Source organism: Companilactobacillus huachuanensis (assembly GCF_005404815.1).
GTDB lineage: Bacteria > Bacillota > Bacilli > Lactobacillales > Lactobacillaceae > Companilactobacillus > Companilactobacillus huachuanensis.
Map to the genome: position 1 here is coordinate 50528 of NZ_BJDF01000001.1, position 24933 is coordinate 75460.

General features: G+C 36.0%; 21 protein-coding genes. 19 read left to right on the top strand and 2 right to left on the bottom strand.

The genetic code is table 11. From position 1 onward, the window contains the following. Window positions 1–216 precede the first annotated feature (216 nt). Together FFM71_RS00260 and FFM71_RS00265 are read left to right on the top strand one after the other, a co-directional pair. Window positions 217–1068 (top strand): helix-turn-helix domain-containing protein, encoded by an 852-nt coding sequence (locus FFM71_RS00260; RefSeq protein ID WP_137610173.1) that lies wholly within the window; start codon window positions 217–219, stop codon window positions 1066–1068. Window positions 1069–1172: 104 nt separating this feature from the next. Continuing rightward, window positions 1173–1631, top strand: a complete 459-nt coding sequence (locus FFM71_RS00265) for a hypothetical protein (RefSeq protein WP_137610174.1) — start codon at window positions 1173–1175, stop codon at window positions 1629–1631. A gap of 597 nt (window positions 1632–2228) precedes the next feature. Here FFM71_RS00265 and FFM71_RS00270 read toward each other — a convergent pair. Continuing rightward, window positions 2229–3167 carry a DHH family phosphoesterase gene (locus FFM71_RS00270; protein WP_137610175.1) on the bottom strand — a complete coding sequence of 313 codons (939 nt, stop codon included), beginning with the start codon at window positions 3165–3167 and terminating at the stop codon, window positions 2229–2231. Window positions 3168–3526: 359 nt separating this feature from the next. On the opposite strand from FFM71_RS00270, the gene FFM71_RS00275 reads away from it, so the two are divergent. The 14 genes from FFM71_RS00275 (at window position 3527) to FFM71_RS00340 (ending at window position 19150) form a co-directional block, all read left to right on the top strand. After that, complete coding sequence (locus FFM71_RS00275; RefSeq protein ID WP_137610176.1) at window positions 3527–4279, top strand: ABC transporter ATP-binding protein; 753 nt, start codon at window positions 3527–3529, stop codon at window positions 4277–4279. A 13-nt stretch (window positions 4280–4292) separates the two neighbouring features. Continuing rightward, window positions 4293–6083 carry an FtsX-like permease family protein gene (locus FFM71_RS00280; RefSeq protein ID WP_137610177.1) on the top strand — a complete coding sequence of 597 codons (1791 nt, stop codon included), beginning with the start codon at window positions 4293–4295 and terminating at the stop codon, window positions 6081–6083. Between the two features lie 899 nt (window positions 6084–6982). Further along, window positions 6983–7714: an amino acid ABC transporter ATP-binding protein gene (locus FFM71_RS00285; protein ID WP_171000429.1), complete on the top strand. Its 732-nt coding sequence runs from the start codon at window positions 6983–6985 to the stop codon at window positions 7712–7714. Window positions 7715–7727: 13 nt separating this feature from the next. Then, the gene (locus FFM71_RS00290) at window positions 7728–8555 is read left to right on the top strand and encodes a glutamate ABC transporter substrate-binding protein (RefSeq protein ID WP_137610179.1); all 828 of its coding nucleotides are present in this window, start codon (window positions 7728–7730) and stop codon (window positions 8553–8555) included. Further along, entirely contained in the window at window positions 8552–9190 is a 639-nt protein-coding gene (locus FFM71_RS00295) for an amino acid ABC transporter permease (protein WP_137610180.1), read from the top strand. The genes FFM71_RS00290 and FFM71_RS00295 overlap by 4 nt, the downstream gene beginning before the upstream one ends. A gap of 12 nt (window positions 9191–9202) precedes the next feature. Continuing rightward, window positions 9203–9856, top strand: a complete 654-nt coding sequence (locus FFM71_RS00300; protein ID WP_137610181.1) for an amino acid ABC transporter permease — start codon at window positions 9203–9205, stop codon at window positions 9854–9856. 395 nt (window positions 9857–10251) lie between these two features. Beyond that, the gene (gene nhaC, locus FFM71_RS00305) at window positions 10252–11652 is read left to right on the top strand and encodes a Na+/H+ antiporter NhaC (protein WP_137610182.1); all 1401 of its coding nucleotides are present in this window, start codon (window positions 10252–10254) and stop codon (window positions 11650–11652) included. A 727-nt stretch (window positions 11653–12379) separates the two neighbouring features. Beyond that, window positions 12380–13291 carry an efflux RND transporter periplasmic adaptor subunit gene (locus tag FFM71_RS00310; protein WP_137610183.1) on the top strand — a complete coding sequence of 304 codons (912 nt, stop codon included), beginning with the start codon at window positions 12380–12382 and terminating at the stop codon, window positions 13289–13291. A gap of 12 nt (window positions 13292–13303) precedes the next feature. Beyond that, a complete protein-coding gene (locus FFM71_RS00315; protein ID WP_137610351.1) occupies window positions 13304–13981 on the top strand; it encodes an ABC transporter ATP-binding protein in 678 nt (225 codons plus the stop codon). Beyond that, complete coding sequence (locus FFM71_RS00320) at window positions 13974–15125, top strand: ABC transporter permease (protein ID WP_137610184.1); 1152 nt, start codon at window positions 13974–13976, stop codon at window positions 15123–15125. The genes FFM71_RS00315 and FFM71_RS00320 overlap by 8 nt, the downstream gene beginning before the upstream one ends. A gap of 8 nt (window positions 15126–15133) precedes the next feature. After that, window positions 15134–15586 carry a hypothetical protein gene (locus tag FFM71_RS00325; protein ID WP_137610185.1) on the top strand — a complete coding sequence of 151 codons (453 nt, stop codon included), beginning with the start codon at window positions 15134–15136 and terminating at the stop codon, window positions 15584–15586. Window positions 15587–15697: 111 nt separating this feature from the next. Next, window positions 15698–16186: a prolyl-tRNA synthetase associated domain-containing protein gene (locus tag FFM71_RS00330; RefSeq protein WP_137610186.1), complete on the top strand. Its 489-nt coding sequence runs from the start codon at window positions 15698–15700 to the stop codon at window positions 16184–16186. Between the two features lie 412 nt (window positions 16187–16598). Beyond that, a complete protein-coding gene (locus FFM71_RS00335) occupies window positions 16599–18290 on the top strand; it encodes an FAD-dependent oxidoreductase (protein WP_137610187.1) in 1692 nt (563 codons plus the stop codon). Window positions 18291–18388: 98 nt separating this feature from the next. Continuing rightward, window positions 18389–19150, top strand: coding sequence for a hypothetical protein (locus FFM71_RS00340; protein ID WP_137610188.1), 762 nt, complete (start codon window positions 18389–18391; stop codon window positions 19148–19150). Between the two features lie 359 nt (window positions 19151–19509). Here FFM71_RS00340 and FFM71_RS00345 read toward each other — a convergent pair whose 3' ends face one another. Next, window positions 19510–21204 (bottom strand): radical SAM protein, encoded by a 1695-nt coding sequence (locus FFM71_RS00345; protein ID WP_137610189.1) that lies wholly within the window; start codon window positions 21202–21204, stop codon window positions 19510–19512. Between the two features lie 960 nt (window positions 21205–22164). On the opposite strand from FFM71_RS00345, the gene FFM71_RS00350 reads away from it, so the two are divergent. From FFM71_RS00350 to lacG, 3 genes are read left to right on the top strand one after another with little or no spacing between them, the layout of a single operon-like run. Next, on the top strand, window positions 22165–23019 hold the full coding sequence (locus FFM71_RS00350; RefSeq protein WP_223876441.1) for a PRD domain-containing protein: 855 nt from the start codon (window positions 22165–22167) through the stop codon (window positions 23017–23019). 30 nt (window positions 23020–23049) lie between these two features. Beyond that, window positions 23050–23394 carry a PTS lactose/cellobiose transporter subunit IIA gene (locus FFM71_RS00355; protein ID WP_137610191.1) on the top strand — a complete coding sequence of 115 codons (345 nt, stop codon included), beginning with the start codon at window positions 23050–23052 and terminating at the stop codon, window positions 23392–23394. 14 nt (window positions 23395–23408) lie between these two features. After that, on the top strand, window positions 23409–24839 hold the full coding sequence (lacG, locus tag FFM71_RS00360; RefSeq protein ID WP_137610192.1) for a 6-phospho-beta-galactosidase: 1431 nt from the start codon (window positions 23409–23411) through the stop codon (window positions 24837–24839). Window positions 24840–24933 lie beyond the last annotated feature (94 nt).

Genomic DNA, 24933 nt, shown 5'->3' on the forward strand with positions numbered 1-24933 from the left:
AAAATCTAAAGAACGTCAGATGCTATCAACGATAATTTCATTTATGAAGCGAAAAAACATTGAATTTATTGATAAACAAAATATTGCTGAAATGGTAAAAGATAGAAGTATTAGTTTGACCAAAGAACTTTATGAATTACGAGATAAATAGGTATTATGTTGCAATTTTAAAAAGTGAATGGGTTTTCCTTAATGTGAACGTTGGGGAGTGAACAGATGTCATTGGCAAATAATATTGTTAAATACAGAAAAATAAATGAATTATCTCAGTCACAATTGGCTGAAGCGTTGAGTATTTCACGACAATCGATTTCAAAATGGGAGACGGGAGAGAATTTACCTAGTATCGATAATTTGATTTCGTTGAGTGGCTTGCTGGATATTTCATTGGATGAATTGATTACTGGTGAACCGTATCTACACTTCCCATTCAATTATGGAAAGCCAAAAAATCGATGGCTAATATTTCTTCTGTTGATTCCATTTATATTGGGGATATTGTTTTACACATCTTTTAATAATTTCTATATGCCTGTTTTGGGGTTTGCAGCAGCTTATTTCATGCTTGTGTTCTTGACTCCTTTTGATTTCAAACGTTATTACACGTACTGGTCTTTGGGAAAAAAAGGCATTACATATACGGATAACCAAAAGAACACATATGATAGTTTAGATGAAATAAAGATTCCCATTAAAGCGTTATTGTATATGAGAAAGACTCAATATGTTCCATATAACCAGATTAAAAATATAGAAGTAAAATTAGATTTATGGGACGTCAATCCCGAATCTACAATCTTAATATTTGGATTCTATACGCCTAATTTCGGTCAATATATACGGGAAAATTTTTATTTTGTTCTAACAACAAAAGATGATCAGAAGATTCATCTAGATTTACGTCAGTATTATTGGCCTAAATCTAAAGAACGTCAGATGCTATCAACGATAATTTCATTTATGAAGCGAAAAAACATTGAATTTATTGATAAACAAAATATTGCTGAAATGGTAAAAGATAGAAGTATCAGTTTGACCAAAAAACTTTATGAATTACGAGATAAATAAGCAGGGGCATCATGAGAAAGTTGAAATTTGGACGCAAAATTAGTTATGTGCCTTTGTTAATTAGTGTAAGTGTCGGGTTGGTAGTAGGAGGATTTTTTTTTAGTTTGTCAAAACAAACTGGAATCAGTATTATGTTCGGACTACTCTGTCTGATAGTAGCACTAGCCTTGTATGTGATTAACCTGTCAGATGCGTATGGATATTGGCAAATTGATCAAGCACAGATTGAATACTACGATTACAGCACTGCTATTAAAAGATTCAAGGCGATTTTGATTCCTTTCGGAAGAAATCAAATAACAATAAATTTGAACGAGATTACAAGTGCAAGTTTAGTTGTCGGAAAAAAGATTCAGGTTCCCTCAAATATTAAGGCAGCCGCAGCTAGTGCATATTTAGTGTATTTATATCCGAGTTCTTATTATCTAGGTTTAAAATTAAAGGATGATCGAGAAGTTGATTTGGATTTATCTTTTGATGAGGTTGATAAATCGAAGATTGAACAAATGTTACAATTGCTTGATTCAAAAACAGAGTCAGCGGTTAATTTAATTGAGAAATAATCATGGATTGAGGTTCTTTCTCAAGCTTGATTATAGAAGTATTTCAATAATTAAAGTTTTAAGGTTTAGTTAAGTATGCCGTTTCCAGAGCTGAGAGTATTCATTTGCTGCGCGGAACGGCCCGAGCCTGGGAAGCGGTCTCGAACCTCGGTTGAAGACTCGCAAAACCCGCGAGTCTTCAACCCGCCCGGTGGTGTAAGAGCTAAAGCTCTAACGCCACTTTCGCTGCAAATGAATACTCTCAGCTCTTCCAACTAATTTATTCTTTTAATGGCATGAACAACAAAATTAAGACTTCAGAGTATTTAAATCGGGCTTTAAATAAATTAGTTCTAGGTCGGTAACTACAACGGTTATATTAATTTTCACATTTCAACGATTAGTTAATAATTATTTTTAAAGCATTTGTGTCAGTCATTAAATATAAAAACTAACAAAATGAGTTGTACCACACTTAATTATTTGATTCCTTAAGTGTAATACAACTCATTTTTATGTAATGTATCTATAATTATTTATCAGAATTATTCTCAGTCCTGGAGACGACTAACTTTTAACCATCCTTAGGAAAGGACCGGATTTCCGACCTCTTGAGTTTTAAATATTTTTATTCAGATTATCCATATCTTTAATCAAATCATTAACTTCATCCATGCTGCCAACGTAAACACCACTGGCTAAGGGATGACCACCACCGCCAAATTTTTCGGCAATCCCATTAATAGCAACATTTTTGGAACGTAAGTTGACGCGGAAATGGTGGGGTTCTTTTTCACTAACGACAATCCAGTTGTTAACGGTATTGATGCGTCCAATTAAAGGCACAGCGTGATCCAATTCACCGTCAGCCAAATTGAATTTATCGAAGGCTGCTTTTCTAATGATGATGTAGCCAAATCCAGAAGTGGTAACTTGAAAATTATTGAGAATATAAGCTTCTAAACGAGCTACTTGTAATGACATCTCATCTTCATGCAAAGCAACCTGAGAAATATCGATTCCAGTTTTAGCTAATTTAGCTGAAATTTTTAGAGTTCGATAATCAGTTTCGCCATACAAGAAGCGGTTAGTGTCACCGACGATTCCAGAATAGAGGCTAAAGGCAGTTTCTTGTGAAACATGTAGTGGCTCTAGTTTATCGGCCAAAGTATAAATCATTTCAGCACAGCTAGAAAAAGACTCATCGACCCAATTAATTTCTCCAAACGAATCAACATTGGGGTGATGATCGATTTTGATAATCTTACTAGCTTTGAGGTAGTCACCATTATTATCAATTCTAGGAGCATTAGCAGTATCCACGGCAATTACGAGGGAATCTTGATAGGTATCCGCTGAAATTTGGTCCATTTGACCAATCCAATCAAGGACAGCTAGATCTATTCCCGTCGCATAAATCTGTTTAGTTGGGTAGGCTTCTTGAAGCATTGTTTTCAATCCAATCTGCGACCCAACAGCATCAGGATCAGGATTTTGATGTCTGAGAATAATAATTTTTTGGTACTGTTCAATGTCTTTTTGAATTTCATCAATCATATGAAGACCCCTCAGCTTTTATTTATTAAAGAACAACTAGTCGGGATAGCTAAAGAATATTTCTCGCGCTGAAGCCGGCATAATTAACCATTACTACGTGTTATATTCTTATATTTTACCATCAAATTATCTTATCGCGGATTATTATGGTTGATTCCCGGCTTATTCGTAGTTAATAGATAAAGACTGTTTGATCTATTTGGATTTCTCCTTAAGTTTGATTATAGAGGTATTTCAATAAATATTTAATTCCACAACGTAAGAGTAACTTACAGAAATGTAAGAAAATGTAAGGAGAATCGCACGACCCCAAACACCCCACCAGTTATGATAGATATATCAAATGGAGGGAAGTACAAATGCAAAAAATCGTCGATGTACAAAATATTGAAAAAATTTATGGTAAGGCCGGTGAGAAACAATTTAAGGCTTTATCAGACGTTAATTTTGAAGTTAAACCTGGCGAATTCGTTGGAATTATGGGTGCTTCAGGTTCAGGTAAGACAACGTTGCTAAATATCCTTTCAACATTAGATACACCAACTAGTGGTCGTGTTGAAATTGCTGGTCAAGATATTACTAAACTAAAGAATAATGAAATGGCCGATTTTCGTTCTAATAAGATTGGATTCATTTTTCAAGATTTCAACTTATTAGAAAACCTCACTGCCTATGAAAATATTGCTTTGCCATTAGCTCTACAAAACAAACCTGCTAAAGCAATCAAACCAGCCGTTATGAATATCTCCGAAAAACTAGGATTAACCGAGATTCTGAATCACTATCCAACTGAGTTATCTGGCGGTCAAAAACAACGTGTTGCCGCTGCTCGTGCTTTGGTACACGAACCATCAATCGTTTTTGGAGATGAACCAACTGGTGCACTTGATTCTAAGAGCGCTCGTGCTTTGATGGATACACTAACAAAAATTAATCGTGAAGATAACGTTTCGATTTTACTTGTGACCCATGATCCATTCTCAGCTAGTTTCTGTGATCGCATCCTCTTCATTAAAGATGGTGAAATCGGTCAAGAATTGAAGAAAGAAGATCATAGTCGGGCTGAATATTATCAAGAAATCTTAGACTCATTGGGAACATTCGCAGAATAGGGGGGAGACAAATATGCTAAACAAATTAGCCTTGAGTGGCATTAAACATCGAATACGAGATTATAGTGTGTTATTTTCCGGCTTGATGATTGCATCAGCTATTTTCTACATGTTCATGTCACTGGCAACTAATAAATCGTTTTTGAACTCTAACTCCCCAGCGTCCGCAACTAGCTTCATCTTTGGCTTTGGAATCGTGCTATTAGCTATTATCACGATTGTTTATATCAATTATGCCAACACATTTCTGTTGAGTATGCGCCAAAAGGAATATGGAATGTTCATGATGCTTGGTGCCAAGAGTAGTAAAATTTCTCGAATGATTTTTATCGAAACGTTTGCTATCGGTGCTATTTCAACATTAATTGGAACGGCCTTAGGAATTTTGGCAACAGGCTTTGTCAGCAAGTGGATTATCAGTGCTTTGGATATGCAAGTTAAGCATTTCAATAGTTTTTATTTACCAGCTTTATTATCGACATTTGTATTTTTCGTTGTTATCTTCATGTTTTCCGCTATCAAAAATTCAATGTCATTACGTCGCAGCAAGGTTTTAACATTGCTTAATCGTGACAGTCAACCAGTTAAAATTAAACGTAACGGCGTTTTAAAGGCTGTTCAAGCAGTGCTTGGTTTAGTACTTTTAGCTCTAGGCTACCTATCAATGTGGTATATCGGTCAAAATCCTGGCTTTATCATGATTGGCATTCCGATTGCTCTAGTAACGATCGTTGGTGGAACGTATTTTACTATCAATTCCTTTGTTACCGCATTTATCGTGATGTTAAAGCACAACACTAAGTATTCTCAAAAAGGATTGAACAATTTTACACTTTCTCAATTGAGTTTTAGAATCAATGACTACACTAAAATTCTCTCCATGGTTTCCATCATGTTTGCTTTAGCATTAGGTGCAATCACAGTGGGACTAGGTTTCAATAACCAAATTGACAATGTCGTCAACGGTCAAAATTACTATGATGTGCAATTGACTAATCCTGATGCAGCACAACAAAAGAGACTCAAGGGTTTGAATATCGAAAAGAAGAATATTTATAACTTCAAAGTTGATAAGACAAATGTCTATTATAAAACCAGTGAGTTCAAAAAGCAGCCGTTAGGATATGCTCAAATTGATACGAAGACAATGATTTCTAAGCAACAAATTACCGCTGATCCTAGTAAAAATGACAATGCTAAATTCGAGCTGATGAATACACGGATGCCAGATCAACGAGGAAAAGTAGTTAAATTCGTTAATACGCAAGAATTTAATGCCATCAATGCACCTACAACTACAACAGTGCTAGTTAAGACTAATTCCTTCAAGAATAATTTGGCCGAAATTAAGTCCATTTCAAAGGCTGAAGTTAAACGATATCCAGTTTTGAAAAATGCGGGAGCCGATAAATACAGTGCCTACACAATGATCAATGGTTTCTTCTCTGGACTAGAATTCATGGGCTTCTTCCTAGGAATTGCTTTCTTAGCAATGTTAGCAAGTTGTCTGATGTTCAAAATTCTATCAGGTGCGAATGGTGATGTTAAGCGTTATAACATGCTTTATAAAATTGGTACACAACAAAAAGTATTGCGTGCCACGATCAATAAAGAAATCGGTGTACTCTTCTCAGTTCCAGCTATTTTAGGAATTGTACATGTGTTGTTAGGTTTACAAATGTTTAATAAGATTCTATATAAACCATATGCAAACATTGAAATACCTTTTGCAATCTTCATCGTATTGTATCTCGGTTATTATTTCGTAACGAGATATCTTTACAAAAAAATTGTACTCAAATAAGATACAGCAGTTCCGTTCCAAGGAACTGCGCACACCGGGTATGGACCTGTTGTGCGCAGCTTCTTGGAAACAAGAAGCTCCCCCCTTAATAATTAATCTATTTTTAGATTTCGAAATCCTCAACAACTTTCGAAAATACTTTAAAAGAGTCAAGATTATCAAAAGTCTTGGTTCTTTTTTTGGGATTTAAGTATTCTCAACTAAAGGTTGAAGGTTTAGTTAAGTATGTCGTTTCCAGAACTGAGAGTATTCAATTGCTGCGCGGAACGGCCCGAGCCAAAATGTGGTCTCGTACCTCGGTTGAAGCCTCACCACAAAGCGGTAAGTCTCCAACACGCCCTGTGGTGTAAGAGCTAAAGCTCTAACGCCACTTTCGCTGCAAATGAATACTCTCAGCTCTTCCAACTGGTTTATTTTTTAACAGCGGGAATAAAATGAAAATTTCTGATTATTTAAATAAATTGACTATGAAATAACCTTGTAATTTGAATGTCCAGCTCTGTAGACGGCATATTTAACTAGCACCACAGGTATGAGAAATGTTTGTGGGTAGTGGAAGCGCTTGAAGTGTCCAATCAATGAATATTTTTCGAATCTGGAGATAGCATATTTTACATTCACAGACAGTATTAAAAAAATCCACGTTATTCTAATAACATGGATTTTTTGGTTTGTTCGTAAAAATATTTTTAATCTAATAAGTGCAAGGATTATAATCGCCTTAACATTGGTGTTATAGTTTTTTTGTGACCATGTTCAATTGGCAAAAATACGAACAATTTTTTCACAAAACGTTTTTTTGTTGCCAAATCTTAAATTAAACATTAGAATTTTCTTAATATAATTGTTTTAAGATTATTATGTATGAGGTATGAAGGGAGTATTTAACTATGTCATCAATGATTGAATTCCGCAATGTGCAAAAGTATTACGGCGATTTCCACGCTTTAAAGGATATTAATTTGGAAATCGATAAGGGTGAAACGGTTGTTTTGATTGGACCATCTGGATCAGGTAAGAGTACCTTGTCTAGAACTGTCAATGGATTGGAAACAATTCAAGAGGGGCAACTTATCGTTAATGGACGTGATATTGCTGAACGTTCAACTGATATTAACCGAATTAGACGTGATGTTGGTATGGTTTTCCAACATTTTAACTTGTATGCCAACAAAGATGTCCTAGAAAATATCATGTTAGCACCCCGTATCGTTTTAAAAATGAATGAAGATGAAAATAAAAAACAAGCTATGGCTCTGCTAGATCAAGTCGGCTTGGCTGATAAAGCTCATAATATGCCTTCACAAATTTCTGGTGGTCAAAAACAACGTGTCGCCATTGCCAGATCTTTAGCTATGAAGCCTCGTTGTATGTTATTTGACGAACCTACAAGTGCGCTGGATCCAGAAATGATCGACGATGTTTTGAAGGTTATCAAATATGTTACTAGCCAAAGTGATATGACTTCTTTGATCGTAACGCATGAAATGGGTTTTGCTCAAGAAGTTGCTAACCGAGTTATCTTCATGGCTGATGGCGAAATTTTGGAGGATGATAACAAGGATACTTTCTTCAATCATCCAACTAATGAACGTGCTACACAGTTCTTGAGTAAGATCATTAAACACTAGAGGGGGTAAGAATATGAAACGCTGGAAATATTTTGCAGTAATTATCACTTCTTTACTTCTAGTCTTTACATTGGCCGGCTGTGGTTCACAATCACTGTCGTCACAAAATCTTTATGAAAATGACAAGAAAACTAAAACAGTAACTTGGGGTGTTAAAGCCGATACTAAGTTGCTTGGTTTGGTGGATGTTAAAGACGGACAAGAAAAGGGATTTGAAATTGATTTAGCTAAGGCAATTACTAAAAAAATGTATGGTAAAGACGCTAAAGCTAAGTTTGTTACCGTTACATCACAGTCACGGATTCCCTTATTGAAGAATGGTAATATTGATGCCATCATCGCTACAATGACCATAACGCCTGAACGTCAAAAGACAATTGACTTCTCTAACTCATATTTTGATGCTGGACAATCAATTTTAGTTAAAGATGGTTCTCCAATTAAGAAAGTTCAGGATCTTAATAACAAGACGATTATCGGTGTTGTTGGTTCAAACTCAGTTCAAAATGTTAAAAAATTTGCGCCAAAGGCTCGAGTTTTACAATTGCCAGATTATGCGCAAGCCTTAACAGCTTTGAAGTCAGGTCAGGGTGATGCTTTGACAACTGATAATGTTATTTTAGCTGGTATGGCCGTTAACAATCCGGGCTACAAGCTACAAGGTAAGGCCTTTACAACTGAACCTTACGGTATTGGTATCAACAAAGGTCAAACTGACCTCAAATCAGCTATTAACAAGGCTTTGAGTGAAGTAGAAGCCGATGGTACATACAATAAATTGATTATGAAATGGTTTGGTAATGTACCTGGATTTAACTACAAGGAGGTGCTACGCAAATGATTCATCTACTAACAAGTAACTGGAGTGAATTTATCAGTGGTTTTGGTTGGACGTTGCTATCAAGTGTTTTGGCACTGTTCTTTAGTTTAATTATCGGATCACTGTTCGCAATTCTCGAAGTAGTTCCAAATAAGTTTTTACGTATTATCGGTAATATTTACGTTGAAATTTTCCGTAATATTCCACTATTAGTTATTACCATGTTCTTTTATTTGGTAATCCCACTATATATCGTTAAAATCAATGGATTTACAGCCGGAACAATCGGCTTGACGATTTATACATCAGCTTTTATTGCTGAAACAGTTCGTGCCGGTATCAATTCAGTTGACCCCGGACAAATGGAAGCTGCGCGTGGACAAGGGATGACATTCTGGCAAGCGATGCGTTATATCGTTTTGCCACAGGCTTTCAAGTATGTAATTCCACCATTGGGTAATCAATTCGTTAACTTGGTCAAAAATTCATCAGTTCTAGCCTTTGTAGCTGGATTTGATTTGATGTATCAAGGTAACGCGATTGCTTCACAAACGTTTGATACTGTTAATACTTACGTTATCGTCGGTATTTTCTACTTGATCATAACGTTGCCAATCAGTTATTACATGCAACATCTAGAAAAGAAATTGGCTTAGGAGGGGTAGATTATGCAAAATTGGATTGACGCTTATTCATGGATCAATATCAGATTTCTTCTCCAAGGCTTATGGATCACGATTTTGATCTCAGTTATCTCAGTAATTTTAAGTTTCATCATAGGATCAGTTTTAGGAATTATCCGTTATGCTAAAATTCCTTATTTATCAAGAATAGTTGGGTTCATCATCGATGTTATTCGTAATTTACCATTGCTGTTGATTATCTTCTTCGTTTATTTTGGATTGCCAGCGTTTGGGTTCAAACCAGATACGATTCCAGCAGCCATTTTAGCGATGACGGTTTTCGAATCAATGATGATTGCCGAAATTATCCGTTCAGGTATTCTCGCGGTTGATCCCGGACAAATGGAAGCCTCACGTGCGATGGGAATGAAAATGTCGCAAGCAATGTGGCACATTGTTTTACCACAAGCTTATAAGAAAATGATTCCGGCTTTAGTAAGTCAGTTTATTTCGTTGATCAAGGATACATCTTTGGCCACAATTATCGTTGTGCCAGAGTTGATGCAACATGGTCAAGTTGTTTATGGACAAGACCCTAATTACATTATTCCTGTTTTCGTTGCCATGGCCGTAATGTACTTCGTTGTCTGTTATGCCTTATCATTGTTGTCAAAATTCATCGACCGCCGAATGGCATAAAAAAATATTTAAAGTTGACAGATAGTATTTTGCCTGTTATTGTTTAAGGCAATCAAATAAACACATATAAGTGTCTGAATTAATTAGTAATGTATCTGGGCGTAAGAAAGCCGGTGGTTGATGCGAACCGGTCAGGGTGCAGTTATGAAATACCAGACATGACTTGGTTTTCCAAGCGGAATAAGAGAACCGTTATTCTCAAGAGTGGAGCAATAGTTTTTTTGAACTATTCTCAAGCTGGGTGGTACCACGGTAAATCGTCCCTGTTGCATATATTTGCAGCGGGGACTTTTTTTATACAAAGGGGTACGAAAGATGATCAATACATGTGGTGGTAATCCTCGATATTAGTTTTTTCTAGCATTAGATAAAAAAAACAATTTGGAGGATTCAAAATGGATAAGAGTAAGAAAAATGTTAGTTTTAGAGAAGCAATCGCAATTTTAGTAGTGATGCTGATTGTTTTAGGATTTGGAGTTATCAAGTTTGGCTTGTCGCCTCAGACACCAGTTTTAGTCGTTATCGGATTATTGATTTTATGGGCTAAAGTTCGAGGTTCTGATTGGGATGAAATTTTTGAAGGTATCACCGATGGCGTTAAAAATGGTATTATTCCAATCTTCATTTTTATTTTAATCGGAGCTTTGATTGGTACATGGATCGCGGCCGGAATTATTCCATCAATGATGGTGGCTGGTTTCCATTTGATCTCAGCACAGTGGTTCGTACCATCAGTTTTCTTAGTTTGTGCCTTGATTGGTACATCGATCGGTAGTGCATTTACTATTATTTCAACTATCGGAATCGCACTATTCGGAATGGGCCAGACTTTAGGGATGAATCCAGCCTTAGTTGCTGGTGCGATTATCTCAGGTGCCATTTTCGGTGACAAGACTTCACCACTTTCAGATTCAACTAACTTAGCTTCAGCAATTGCCGAAGATGACTTGTTCGACCACATTAAAAATTTGATGTGGACGACGATTCCAGCATTTATCATTTCCCTAATTCTTTACGCTATTCTAGGAAATGCTGGATCAGGCGCAAGTTTAACTAAAATCGATACAACTTTAAATGTTTTGAATAGTAACTTCATCATTACATGGTGGTCAATTTTACCAATTGCTTTATTATTCGCCTGTTCAATTATGAAAGTTCCAGCAATTGCTACCTTGATTTTGAACATCACCGTAACTGTTGGAATGATCTTCATTGAAAAACCAGGAACACCGATTAAAGATATTGCCGGATTTATCGAAAATGGCTTTGTTTCCAAAACTGGAAATGCCAGTGTTGACGCCTTGCTTACTCGTGGAGGGATTTCTTCTATGATGGGTACTGTCTCATTGATTTTTCTAACACTCTCATTAGGTGGCTTGTTAATGAAGTTTGACGTCATTCAAACAGCTATGACACCACTAGCTAAGAAGCTCAAGACACCAGGAGCTGTCGTTACCGCAACAATTCTTTCAGGTATCGGAGTTAATATCTTTGTTGGTGAACAATACTTGTCAGTTATCTTGCCAGGTAAAGCATTCAAACAAACATTCAATGAACATGGTTTGGATAATTTAGCTTTAAGTCGTGTACTTGAAGATGGTGGTACAGTTATCAACTACTTGATTCCTTGGGGAGTTGCCGGAGCTTTCGCTGCTAATACCTTAGGAGTACCAACATTAGCCTTCTTACCATTCTGTTTCTTCAGTCTCTTGTCACCACTTCTTTCTATTATTAGTGGGTTCACAGGAATTGGATTGAAACGTCAGGATAAGACTTCAAAAATTGTTACTGCATAGTTAATTGTTCAGATTCGCCGGTGGGTGTCAATAATGTAGTTCCGCTATGGGGACCGGTGTGAGCCAAAGTACGGTCTCGCACCTCGGGTTGAAGCCTTACCACAGTTCGGTAAGTCTCCAACTCGTCCCGTGGTGTAACGGCTAAAGCCGTAACGCCACCTGCATTGCGGACTACATTATTGACACCCACCGGCTTTTGGATTCGGTGCTTCATGGATATATGATATTTTTGTATAAATGTATACTGAATAATTTTTAAATAAGAGAACTAAAGGTTGAAAGGCGAAAAATTAATATCACCGCTGTTGTTACAGTCCTAGAGTTAATTTATTTAAATAATCAGAAATATTCGTTTTATTGTTCCTGTTATCAAAGAAAAAAATTAGTTGGAAGAGCTGAGAGTATTCATTTGCAGCGAAAGTGGCGTTATTGCTTCAACCGAGGCTCGAGACCGCTCTTTGGCTCGGGCCGTCCCGCGAGCAATTGAATACTCTCAGCTCTGGAAACGGCATACTTAACTAAACTTTAAGCCTTTAGATAAGAGAATTAATTAAAGTAAAAAAAGTGAAATTTTGTAAACGCCAACAATATTGATACTATTAAATTCTATTAAAAAATAGGGCAGAAATGCTCTATTTTTTTGTTTTCAAACATTGACAGTACGCCAATTTTTGTCTAGTTTAAGACTGTTATGCTATTTAAGATAAGCAAATTAGGGAGAGTATTTATGAAGAAAATTAAGATAGCTATTTGGGGTATTAATGTTGTCCTGATTGCCGTTATTCTTTTTTTAGTTTTAGGAAACGGCTTTAAGAATGATACTAATAAAATAGATTACAAAACTTATACTGTGCAGCGTGACAATACTAATTATTTCAACGGTATTGTTCAAGAGACAGATAAGCAGGCGATTAGTGACCAACCAAAGAGTGAGGATGAAACTTTAACTTCAACTCGTGTCATCAATGGTCAAAAAGTTACAAAGGGACAAGTATTATTCAGCTTTTATCGTGATATGAGCAGTGATTTGGCAAGTGCCAATGCCGAAATTCAACAGGCTCAACTTGCTATTCAAGCATATAATTCAACCGATAAGACGACTGCTGACAAAATTGAATTGAGTAAAAATCAGGAAATGTTAGCCGAAACTCAAGCTAAGATCAATAAAATCAACAAGGTTCAAAATAGAACTGTTTTAGCACCGATCAGCGGTACATATTACAAGGATGATGCTGGTAGAAGTTATATTTATGGGGCTCCAGTTATCCAAGGGAATGTTAATGAGTACAGTCTTGATAAAATCAAGCTTGGTGCGGACGTCACAATCATCAAGAATGATGGTACCAAAATTTCTGGTAATTACGAGCAAAAAGATGCCATTCCTTACAGCACTAACAATGTTTCTTACTATCACTTCCGTGTTGCGACTGAGGACAATCTTCCATACGGTATGCACGTTCAAATTAAGACTGAATCAGATGGTTATAAGATTCCTGCCAAAGCAGTTTGGAATAAGAATACAGTCTATCTTCTAAAGAATGACAAGAAGCATAAGAAACACGTAACAATGAATAAAAAAGATCAAGATTATTACGTAATCGATGGGCTTAAGGCTGGCGACAAGCTAGTTTTAAAATAAGGCGGTGAAATGATGCTTAAAGTTACTGATATAGGTAAAACTTATGGCAAATTCACTGTGTTACAGAATATTGATTTAGAGGTCGCTGATGGGGAATTTTTGGCAATTATGGGACCTTCTGGATCAGGTAAATCGACTTTGATCAACATCTTAGGATTGTTGGACCAAAGTTATACTGGTGAATACTTGCTTGAAAGTAAAAGCTACAAAGATGTTAACGATAATGAATTATCACAAATTCGTGGGGATCAACTAGGATTTGTTTTCCAAAACTTTAAATTATTGACGACATATAACGTTTATGAAAATATTGAAATTCCTCTTATTTATAGTAAGAAAAAGCAAAGTAAGAAACACGAAATGGTTGAAGATGTCATTGAAAAGGTTGGTTTGACTGGAAAAGAAAAGAATCGTCCAGCTGAATTATCTGGAGGTCAACAACAACGGGTTGCGATTGCTCGGGCCATTGTTAACCGCCCCAAGTTGATCATCGCTGACGAACCAACTGGTGCCTTGGATTCCAAGACTAGTAAAGAAATCATGGAAATTTTTACGAAGTTGAATCAAGCCGGAACAACTATTATTATGGTTACTCATGATAGCGAAGTAGCTAATTATGCAATGCGCACAGTCTATATTCGTGATGGCCGTCTGTATAATGATGAAAAGAGTGTGAAAAATCATGACTGATAAAATTATGATTGCTCTCAAATCAATTGGTAAGAATAAAAATCGTAACTTTTTAACGATGCTGGGAATTATTATTGGTATCGCCAGTGTTATTTGTATCTTAGCAATCGGGGATGGCTTTACACATACTGTTACTAAAGGCATGGGTAGTCACGATACGCGTAATAAAGTTACTTTACAGTGGGAATCAACATCTGATTACAATACTGACGGTGGTTTCACGGCAAATGACGCCTCAGTTTTGAGCAAGGTTCCAGGTGTTGATCGTGTAAAATTAGCTAGTAGCATAGTTGAGGCTGGTGCTAAAGTTCAATATAAAACTAAGAACATTTCGATTGGATTAAATAAGCAGCCCAAACATTTGAAATTGGTCAAGGGAACTTATTTCAATATGACTGGCTCTTCGAATGGAGTTTATATTTCTGAAGATTTGGCACACAAATTATTCAAAGAAAATGCCATCAATCGTTTGATTTCAATTGATGGAACAGTTTTCGTTGTGCAAGGAATTTATCATATCGGTGATATGAATTATCGTCCCGATGCATACGTTTCTAAACAAGTATTCAAAGATTTATTTGCTAATCAGATTTCTAAAGATCAGGCCAAATTGTATGTTCAACCAAATGCGAATAAGAAACAAATTGGCCGAACAGCTGTTAAACGGATGAAGAAGATGGGCGAGCAGAAAAATATTGGTAAATACTCGGTTTCTAATCCGGATGCTATCAGTAAACAATTCACTCGTGTCTTAAATGATATTACGTACTTTATTGCCTTTATCGCGGGAATTTCATTATTAATTGCTGGTATCGGCGTTATGAACGTTATGTACATCACAGTTTCTGAACGTCGCAAGGAAATTGGAATCCGTCGTGCCTTTGGTGCTACTTCGGGAGATATTAGAAATCAATTTCTGATTGAAAGTGTTGTTCTTTGTGTCATCGGTGGAATCATTGGAATTATATTAGGCTACATTCTAGTCGCAATTATCAATGCATTCCTACCATTCAAGGCCGTTATAACGGCGTATGCATTAATCCTATCGCTATCCGTTTCAACTGCGGTTGGTTTGATATTCGGATTTATTCCATCAAATAAAGCGGCTAAATCAGAATTAGTTGGATTGTTGAAAGAAGAGTAGGGGAAAATATGAAAAATTTATATAAATTAGATAGACTTTCTGTTTTGGGGGCAGTCTTGATCAGTATTTTGGTACAAGTTATCCAAGTGATTTTAGCTGATCCTAATGTTTCAGATATGCCACAAATGGGTAAGTGGTTGAAGCTGTTGATCTATATAATTGGTGCGGCAATTACCTTTGCAATTGGTTATTGGTTATTTACCTTATTGCTAAAAAATAACGATAATTACCAAGTTAAGCTAGCTATTAATATGGCAATTGGTTTAACAATTGAATCTGCTTTGTTGATTATTGCCTTCCTGATTGCTGGTAAAACTAATATTTGGATCAAAGGAGTTTCAGGTGTGATTGGTTTTGGAACTTTGGCCGGATTAAACTGGAAATTTTTGGAAGTACCACAGTCAGATAAGATTAAAATCAGCGTGTTAACTGCAATTTGGTTTGTTTTGACATTGTTCTAAGGTGGCCCGCTTCCAGCTAGTTCTCTACTCATATTTCATTTTTGATAAAATCACTAAATGATGGGCATTTCTCTGATAGAATGAAGCTAAAAGGTTCAGGGGGGAAATGTTATGAGTCCATTCGAGCAGGTTAAGGCTGAATTATCTAAATTGAATATTTCTTATGATATTGTTGAACATCCGGCGGTTTTCACTACTGAAACTGCGGATGAATATATTAAAGGAAAAGTTGGCATTAGAACTAAGTCGTTATTCCTAACTAATAAGAAGAAAAAAGCTTTTTATTTAGTTTTTATGGATGATGATAAGCGTCTGGATATGAATCGTTTTGCGGAAATCGTTGGTGAAAAACACATCAAGTTTGCTTCTGAAGCTAGTTTGATGGAAAAATTGGGTTTGAAACCTGGTGTCGTTTCTATTTTTGGTTTGTTAAACAATCAAGAAAAGGATGTTCAAGTATACTTTGAAAAAGACATTGTTGGTGATATCCCACTGACTTTCCACCCTAATGACAATACGAAAACTATTTTCGTTAAAATGGATGATTTAGTTAAATTTTTAAATGATTTAGGATTTGAATATAATGTGATTGAATTATAGGTAAATTGGACAAAAAAATTAGTTGTATCACACTTAAGCCGCAAACAATTAGGTGTGATACAGCTCTTTTTGTTTTGTCAGTTTTAATATTTAATGCCTGACAAAAATGCTTTAAAATACCTCTATAACCAAACTTAGAGAATCCGAGAAGCCCAGGAAAGGGTTCCCCCTAGTTCTGTTACTTAACTAAATTACAATTTTCACGGTTAGATTTAATTCTTGTCCAAATTTAGATATCAAGCTTGGTGCTTGTTGGCAATTGAATATTTCCCAACTCTGTAGATGGGATATTTAACTAGCACCACGCATAGTGTAGTGATTCTAAAACTATTATTGGCCAGCATCCATTTATAGCAACTGAAAGCGGCAAAATGTTATGATGTGATAAAGAAAAAAAGGGGGATTAAAGCGAATGGCTAATAAGAAGATTGTAATTGTTGGTGGTGTTGGCGGAGGAGCTTCAGCAGCTGCTAGAGCTCGACGTTTAGATGAATCGGCTGATATTACGATGTATGAAAAAGGTCCTAACGTTTCGTTTTCTAATTGTTCTTTGCCATATCATTTGAGCGGTCTGATTCCTGATGCTGACAGTATTGTTATGAAGACTCCAGAACAATTTCAAAAACAATATAATATCAAAGCTGAAGTTAACTCGGAAGTGATTGATATTGATTCTCATACGAAGACGGTTCAAGTAAAAAATATCAATACTGGTGAAATTAGAACTGCAGTTTATGACGAATTGGTATTATCGCCTGGAGCTAATCCTATCATGCCAAAGTCTATAAAAGGTATTGATAAATCAAATGTTTTCTCGGTCCGAAATGTTGTCGATATAAAAAAATTACAATCATATTTAACTGATAATCGTGTTACTGATGTTGCAGTTATTGGTGGTGGTTTTATCGGTTTGGAGGTTGTTGAAAATATTGCCCAAACTGGCAAGAAAATTACATTGGTTGAAGCGTCTGATCATGTTTTAGGAACAATCGATGATGATTTTGCTCAGTTAGTTCACAAAAATTTATATGATAATGGTGTTCAAGTTGTATTGAATGACGGTTTGGCTGAAATAAGTGATCAACATATTACTTTGGCCTCCGGCAAAAAGTTTAATGCTCAAGCAGTAATTGTAGCGATTGGTGTCAGTCCTGATGTAGCTTTGGCAAAGAAGACTGGCTGCAAGATTGGCGTAACTGGAGGGATTGAGGTTAATCAACAGTTTGAAACTTCGGTACCAAATATCTACGCGGTTGGTGATGCAATTGAAGTTACCAATATGATTACTCGTCAGAAAACTCGTTTAGCACTAGCTTTTCCCGCACAAATGGAAGCGCGCGATGCAGTCGATCATATGTATGGACGTCCAGTTCAGAATCAAGGGGTAATTGGTTCACAAGTGATTCATTTATTCGATTTGAATGTTGCATCGACTGGTTTAACTGAAGCGGCCTGCAAACAAAATAAATTTGATTACCGTGCTGTCACCGTTATACCTCAGAACCGTGTCGGCGTTATGCCTGATACATCACCTATCTTTTTGAAGTTGGTCTTTAGCTATCCAGGTGGTGAAATCCTTGGTGCTCAAGCAGTTGGAAAATCTGGGATCGACAAGCAAATTGATATTATCGCAACAATGATTTCGATGCATGGGAATATTTCGAATCTAACTCATTTGGAATTGAGCTACTCGCCTTGGTTCAGTACGGCAAAAAATGCGGTCAATATAGCAGCTTTAGTGGCAGAAAATATTCTCAATGGTGAATACCGTCAAATTTCAATTAGTAAGGTTCGTACATTGGTTGAGAGTGGTGCATTCATTATTGACGCGCGCGAGCCTAATGAGTACGCAGCTGGACACATTACAACATCAGTTAATATTCCTTTAAGTCAGTTCCGTCAGCGCCTAGATGAAATTCCAACGGATAAACCAGTTTATATTCACTGTCAATCAAGTCAACGGAGCTACAATATGGTACGTGCATTGAATAATCTGGGGTATACGAATATTACAAATATTTCAGGATCATATTTAGAATTAATGCAGTATGAGTATTTTAAGGACCACACGACCGATAGAAAGTCGATTTTGACCAATTATTAATTGATAAAAATAAGACAAAAATTTTAGTGTTTTATATAAAATAATCGCGGTACAACAGTATTCCACTACGTGCGATAATGACGGTGGGGAGAATTGCGATGAAAAAAACACTAATGATTATTGTGGCCTTATTATTATTTGTTTTACCATTGTCAGCGTATAGTGTTAATGCGTTGAATAATTCGAATGCTCGACAAGTTAAACATGAACAATCCTCTAAATTGATCATTCGAAATCAAAAAATTTGGCAGAAGCATACAGCTAAGGCCGATGTGATTCACAGTGACGAATTTAACAATAGAACAGCAGTTGTTAGTACATCATTCGAACAGTTGCAGAATCATAGTCAGACAGTGATCGAGGGGACAGTTTATAATCTACAAAAGATGAGTAGTCCTGAAGAGATGTCGTATACTAAGGCAACTATTTTTGTCAATCGAGTTATCAGTGGTGATAAGTCATTGAAAAATAAACAAATTTATTTAGCCTTTGATGGTGGGTTAGTATCGTTTGATCGTTGGTACTCGCATAGTACCAGACCAAAGGATTCAGACCGTGAGATGCTAGTCAAAAATGATGAGTTTCCATTACCGAAAATTGGCTCGAAGATTATTGTCGGTCTGATTCCAAACCATTTGGATGAACCGACTGAGTATAACGCCGCTCTGAAACAGAGTGGATTTACTATCAATAACTCTTATGCAATCGAAAATCCGCGCTATAACGTTTGGGTCAAAGCTCCAAATGCAGCAAAATATCAGCTGAATAATCCGAAGATGCGAAAAAAAACAAATATTCAACAAACACAAGATTTACAAAAATTAACTCAATTAATTAATCGGCAATACAACAAAAAATAAGCCCCCAACTAAAAAATGGGAGGCTTATTTTTTTGAAGTTTAGTTATTCATCTGAAGGTTGAAAGGTGATATAAACATTGCTGTTACAGTCCTAAATTCAATTTATTTACCAATTTAGTTAAATGGCAAGAGCTCACAGATGAACATTCTTATTATAAAAAAACTAGTTGGAAGAGCTGAAAGTATTCATTTGTCGCGAAAGTGGCGTTAGAGCTTTACTCTTACACCACCGGGCGTGTTGAAGACTTACCGGTTTTTGGTAAGGCTTCAACCGAGATCCGAGACCGCTTTTTGGCTCGGATCGTACCGCGCAGCATATGAATACTTTCAGCTCTGGAAACGGCATAATGCATCAAACTTTAGTTATTCATCAATTCTGATAATAATTCTTTAGCTGATTCTTGAAGACTATCTTTTGATTTGTCATAACCCAAGTGAGTATAGATTTCACCAACGTAGATTTTATCTTGGTAGAGTTTATTGAAGACTTTATCGATAATAGGACGAGTCTTTTCTTCCTCTTGCACGGGGCCAAATGGGTTGGCAAAGAAGGTTGTACTCATACCAACTTCATCAGTTGTACCAAGAGCTTTACGTTTACCAGAAATGAATGTTGCCTTAGCATGATCTTCGTCAGGGAATTGATGTAAACCAATTTCTGAATCGTAGTTATTTGCATAGACCCACATGTCGATTGAATGATGTTCGATCACATGCTTATAAGTGTTGGCAGGTAAGATAACTCGAGCATTTTTGAGCTCAGGATTCAAGTAAATACCACGATCCATATTATTAAAGGCGACTGAACTACTCAAGTCATCCAAACGAACGAATGCACCTGTTTCAGTACCTTGGGCGTAAACATTACCTTCATCGTCGAAAGCAAAACTGCCCATGTCGTCAAAAATAGTTTCAATATTGATAATTTTATCATCAGCGACTTCTTGTAATGCTTCAATTGATTCAGACTTTCCGGCACCAGAATCACCGAAGAAAACAACTGACTTAGTTTTACCATTTGAAAAACTGATGTTAACCATTGAACCATGGATTGGCAAGCGGTCTTCGTAAATCATGTGCAAGTTATGGACGGTGAGACACATTTTCTTCATGTAACCGAAGTAAGTTGTCTTGTCGTTATAAGGAACTTCACCGACCCAAATATCATTTTCTTCATCATGATAATAGTGGCTGACATCACCTTCAGTCTTTTTGAGACCGAAGAGAATAATTTCGTCAGGCTTTTGGCCAGCAATACTGTCAGCGTCTGCGACTTCGAATAAATTGGCCAAAGCAATGCCACTGACAAAATAATCGCGATGGAAATAAATGAAGGCTAAGCTTTCACCTATTTTAGCAGGGAAACAATACCAGTCTTTTTGATTACCATCGAATTTATCAATCGGATTGTCTTTGACGGCACTGAAAACACCTTCACGTTTATTACTCTTAGTGTGCATCATCATTGGTGGACGTAACATGATCGTGTCCAAGAAACGAATGCTTTCGAGAGCTTGGTATTTTGTTGGAGTTGCCCATTTGATGGATTGTGTTAGGACGCAGGCATTAGTACCAGCGTTGATTTGACGGTAAGTACGGTTAGGAAATCCTTGAATTTTTTCTTCAATAGCACGATAAAGGTGAATAACGACTTCATTGAAACGGTTGTCAATATTCATAAAGTTACCTTTAACAATGGCACTGCTGTGCTTATTGATAAGAGAAACTCTAAAGTATGAACGGTAGTATGAGTAGAAATCTTCAATACTCTTCAAAATCTGTTCATTACCGTATTTTTCATATGAAGGCTTGTCATCAATTAAGATAGCTTTCAGGATACTGATGTAAGTATCGGTTTGTAAACCTTCTACCCTATTGGTTACAGCCAGTTGACTCTCTTCTAGATATAGGTCAACTAAATTGTGAAAACCTTTGCTGTTGATTAACTGAAAAATATCTTGAACATATTCTTCGTTGTAATTAATTACAGCAACTGACCGATTAGGATTGATATAAAAGGCATTTGATTCGATAGCTTGTAATGAATTAGACATATGTTAAAGTTCCCCTTTCAAATATGAGATTAATGATAGTTTATAGCATTTCCCGGTAAATTGGTAGCGAAAATTAGAATAAATCTAATCTTACAAAAATTTGAAACACCTGTAATACTGAAAATGCCGACTTATTGAATTCATATTTGAAAAACTTTAAATAAAAAAATTATTTTATTAAATTTATTGTAATTTTAAAATATCTTATCCAGTTGTATGTTCTGTGTTTGAGGTAGTCTGGCTTTTATAATAAGAATAACTTTAGTTAAGTATGCCGTTTCCAGAGTTGAGAGTATTCAATTGCTGCGCGGAACGGCCCGAGCCAAAGTACGGTCTCGAACCTCGGTTGAAGACTCGCAAAACCCGCGAGTCTTCAACACGCCCGGTGGTGTAATTGCTGAAGCAATAACGCCACTTTCGCTACAAATGAATACTCTCAGCTCTTCCAACTAGTTGTTTTTTTAATGGCAGGAATAATAAGACGAAAGCTTCTGAGTAATTAAATAAATTAGCTCTAGACCTGTAATAGCAATCGTTAGATTAATTTTCCACCTTTCCACCTTCAGAAAAATAAACTAAATAAACAATTTATCCTAATAATAGGAGATAATAAAACTATAATTATTACCGATTTATATGATTTGTGAATGTAATTTTATAAAATCCATTGAATATAGAATGGCTGGTCAGCGATACTGATAAATATAGCCTTTGGGCAGCCCATTTTAGAGCCGAATCAGGCTGGCTTTATATTCAAGAATCACAATGTTTTATTAAGATAATATGATAAAAATAAAAAAATTAATACAGAAAGCGTTTACAAAACAGAAATAGGTGCTTATAATAAATTTTGTAAGTTAAATAAAACGTTGGATTGTTACTATTAAATTAGGCATGACCATAGACTTTGCTAACAGGCAGAGTGTATGGTCATTTTTTTTTGAGAAAGGGGGGAATGCTTTGTTAGTAGTTAATCGTGTTTACAACAATAACACTGTCCTTGTTGATATCGGTAATAGAGATCAAGCAATTATTCAAGGTAAGGGTGTTGGTTTTCAGAAGCGACATGGGGATGATGTATCACCCAAACAAGTGGAAAGAATTTTTTACTTAAACACTGATGAAGCAAAAGAAAGATTTAGCACGTTATTGAAAGATGTCCCAATTGATATCACAATGACGAGTTTCGCTATTATTGAAATGGCAAAAAAAACTTTCAATTATCCAGTTCTCGATTATATATACGTAACTTTAACAGACCACATATCACAAACTTACAAACACATAATGACAGGCAAGTATCAAAAAAGCTCAGCACCTGACATTCGAGATAAGTACCCTGTTGAATATGAAATTGCTGACAAAGCGGTTGAAATGCTGAATCAGGATTTAAATATTCGTTTTCCTAAAGATGCTGCTCAACCAATTGCTTTGCACTTTATCAATGCTCACGGTAGCGAGGCATCCGTAGATACAAATAAGATGGATCAGGCTGATTTTGGAAACAATGTAAATAAAATTGTTCAATCGGTTTTCGGAGAATATGGCATAACCAGAAATATAACGAATCAGAATTACTTTGATCGTTTAATGATTCATTTACAATATCTAGTTGCTCGAATACAAACTGATGAGCAGGATAAACGAATATTAAATCAAAATATCGAATCAGATTTTCAGAAGCTTTACCCTAAATCATACAAAATATCTAACGAAATATGTCGTAAGATTGAGAATGATTTGAACATTACATTAAATGATAATGAATTGGTTTACTTTGTGATTCATGTTCAACGCTTAATACAAGAAAAATAAAAACGTAACGATTTTCAGGAGGTTTTATTTATGGCAACAAAAGAAGAAATTTCAATGACAGGATTTTCCATCGTAGCATACTCTGGTGATGCTAAAGCAAGTTTGATTGAAGCACTACGACATGCACAAAAAGGTGAGTTTGATAAAGCAGATAGTTGTGTTGAGGAGGCAAATCAGTCAATCGTTGATGCACATAATGAACAAACGAAGCTTTTGAGTAAAGAAGCCGGTGGTGAAGATATGGATGTGACTTTCATCATGGTCCATGGTCAAGATACGTTGATGACTACGATGATGTTGATGGATGAGGTCAAGTTCTTTATTGATGAGTACAAACGAATTGATAAAATCGAAAAACATTTAGGTATTGAATAAGAGGAGGTAATGCCGTGAATATTGAATTGAATCGAGTTAAAAAGTTACCTAAGGATTTCGTTTGGGGTGGTGCTACAGCCGCCTATCAAGTCGAGGGTGCTACTAAGGTTGATGGTAAAGGTAAAACGATGTGGGATGACTATTTGAAAGCTCAAGGTCGTTTTTCGCCAGATCCGGCTAGTGATTTTTATCATCTATATCCAAAAGACGTTGCTTTATCGAAGAAATATGGTTTGAACGCTATTAGATTATCGATTTCTTGGACAAGAATTTTTCCTAAGGGTTACGGTGAACCAGTTCAAGCAGGAGTCGATTATTATCACCGCTTATTCAAAGAATGTTTAGACAATGGAATTGAACCTTACGTATCGTTGCATCATTTTGATTCTCCAAAGACGTTATTCGATGATGGGGACTGGTTGAACCGTAAAAATATTGATTACTTTGTTGATTATGCAAGATTCTGTTTCGATGAATTTACGGAAATTAAGCACTGGTTCACAATCAATGAATTGATTTCCTTAGCATATTCTCAATATATACAAGGTAATTTCCCACCTAGTCATAAATTTGATGTAACGAGTGCTATTCAAGCTGAACATAATGAATTATTAGCTCATGCACGTGTTGTTAACTTATTTAAAGATAATCATTATGATGGCAAGATTGGTTTGATTCACGTTTTACAACCAGTTTATCCATATCCTGAAACACCGGAGAATCAACATGCGGCTGATTTAAGTGATGCATTTATGAATGCTTTCTTGTTAGATGGGACTTTCAAAGGTGAATATACTGACAAGACGATGAATCTTATCAATGAAATTCTCGATGCCAATGACGCCAAGCTAGATATTGAACCAGGCGATATGGAAATTTTGAAGAAGGCTTCAACTAGAAATGATTATTTTGGTTTGAATTATTATCAACCTTCATACTTTGCCGCTTATGATGGCGATAGTACAAATCATTTCAACGGAACCGGCGAGAAAGGTACATCGTCATTTAAATTTAAGGGGGTCGGTCAAGCGGTTAAAAATCCTAATATTCCTACAACGGATTGGGATTGGAACATTTATCCTGAAGGTCTTTATGATATTTTGAAACGTGTTAGTTCTGAATATCCTAATAGTAAAGAAATGTTTGTTACTGAAAATGGTTTAGGATTGAAAGAAGAACTACCAGAAGGTGCAACACAAGATACGATTATTAATGATGACAAACGAATTGATTTCGTGGATCAACATATGGAGGCCATTTTAAAGGCACGCAGTGAAGGTGTTAATGTAAACGGTTACTTTATCTGGTCGCTGCAGGATCAATTCTCCTGGGCCAATGGATACAATAAGCGTTATGGTTTATTCTTCATAGATTTTGCGACACAAAAGCGTTACATCAAGAAGAGTGCTCTGTGGTATAAAGCACTTGCTAATACAATGAAATAGATTTTAGTTGTGGATTGTTACTATTAAATTAGGCATGACCGCAGTTAAAACATGGTGATTAATTTGCTGTGTTTTATACTGCGGTCATTTTTTT